General features: G+C 70.9%; 2 protein-coding genes and 1 pseudogene. 2 read left to right on the top strand and 1 reads right to left on the bottom strand.

What is annotated here, in order from left to right; genetic code table 11:
* On the bottom strand, positions 1-180 hold a 180-nt coding region (locus tag JNW91_RS32925), incomplete at its 3' end, for a hypothetical protein (RefSeq protein ID WP_238426042.1).
* A 32-nt stretch (positions 181-212) separates the two neighbouring features.
* On the opposite strand from JNW91_RS32925, the gene tsf reads away from it, so the two are divergent.
* On the top strand, positions 213-1,040 hold the full coding sequence (gene tsf / locus JNW91_RS31380) for a translation elongation factor Ts (RefSeq protein WP_203179044.1): 828 nt from the start codon (positions 213-215) through the stop codon (positions 1,038-1,040).
* Between the two features lie 161 nt (positions 1,041-1,201).
* Positions 1,202-1,380: pseudogene (gene pyrH / locus JNW91_RS31375) on the top strand (UMP kinase); the annotation flags it as partial.

Genomic DNA, 1,380 nt, shown 5'->3' with positions numbered 1-1,380 from the left:
GAGCAGCCGGCCGCCGCCGCCGCCGAGCAGCCGGCGCAGGCCGCCGCCGAGCAGCCGGCGACCGCCGCCGCGGAGTGACCGCACCGTCGCTGCCCTGCCGTCCGTTTTCGCAGACGGCGGGCAGCGACGGTACGCCGGGCACGATCCGCCCGGATCCGGGTAACCGGCACCTCTGACCATCCACACGCCGTCTCAACACCGAAGAGAGAGCCATGTCCCAAATCACCGCCGCGGACGTCAAGAAGCTCCGCGACCTCACCGGCGCCGGCATGATGGACAGCAAGAAGGCGCTGACCGAGGCCGAGGGCGACTTCGACAAGGCCGTCGAGATCCTGCGCGTCAAGGGCGCCAAGGACGTCGGCAAGCGGGCCGGTCGTACGGCCGCCAACGGCCTGGTCGCCCACTCCGGCAAGGCGCTGCTCGAACTCAACTGCGAGACCGACTTCGTCGCCAAGACCGAGTCGTTCATCGCGCTGGCCCAGCAGCTCGTCGAGCACGGTGAGCGCTCCGGCGTGAACACCGCCGAGGAACTGCTCGCCAGCGAGCTGGACGGCAAGGTCGTCGCCGACCTGATCCAGGAGCAGTCCGCCAAGATCGGCGAGAAGCTGGTCCTCAACCGGTTCGCCAAGGTCGAGGGCACCACCGCGGTCTACCTGCACCGCAAGGCTCAGGACCTGCCGCCGGCCGTTGGTGTGCTGGTGTCGTACACCGGCAAGTCCGACGAGGCGGGCGACGCCGACGCTCGTGGTGTGGCCATGCAGATCGCCGCGATGCGGCCGAAGTACCTCACCCGGGACGAGGTTCCGGCCGAGGTCGTCGAGTCCGAGCGGCGCATCGCCGAGCAGACCGCCCGCGAGGAGAACAAGCCCGAGGCGGCCCTGCCGAAGATCGTCGAGGGCCGGGTGAACGCCTTCTTCAAGGACTACGTCCTCGTCGAGCAGGCGTCCGTGGCCGACAACAAGAAGTCGGTGAAGCAGATGCTGGCCGAGGCCGGCATCGAGGTCACCCGTTTCGTGCGGTTCGAGGTCGGCCAGGCCTGAGCCGCCGCCGGGCGCCGCGCGCGCCCGTGGGCAGGAGACGTCGACGAGGAGGCCGCCGGTGTACGTGACAGGCACCGCGGCCTCCTCGTCACATAGGGTCGGCAGCGGCAGGTTCGCGGTACGCGGCGCACGGGGCGTGCGCGTGGGGAAGGGCGGGGCGGATGACGCAGGTTGTGAGTGACCGGACGCTGGCGATGGACGATCCGACGGCGCCGCCGCCGGGGCGTGCCCGGCGTGTGGTGCTGAAGCTCTCCGGTGAGGTGTTCGGTGGCGGCGCGATCGGCGTCGACCCGGACGTCGTCCAGGCCATCGCCCGGCAGATCGCCACCGTGGTCCGTCG

The organism is Micromonospora parastrephiae, assembly GCF_016802865.1.
GTDB lineage: Bacteria > Actinomycetota > Actinomycetes > Mycobacteriales > Micromonosporaceae > Micromonospora > Micromonospora parastrephiae.
This window is presented reverse-complemented; position numbering and strand designations above follow the sequence as displayed.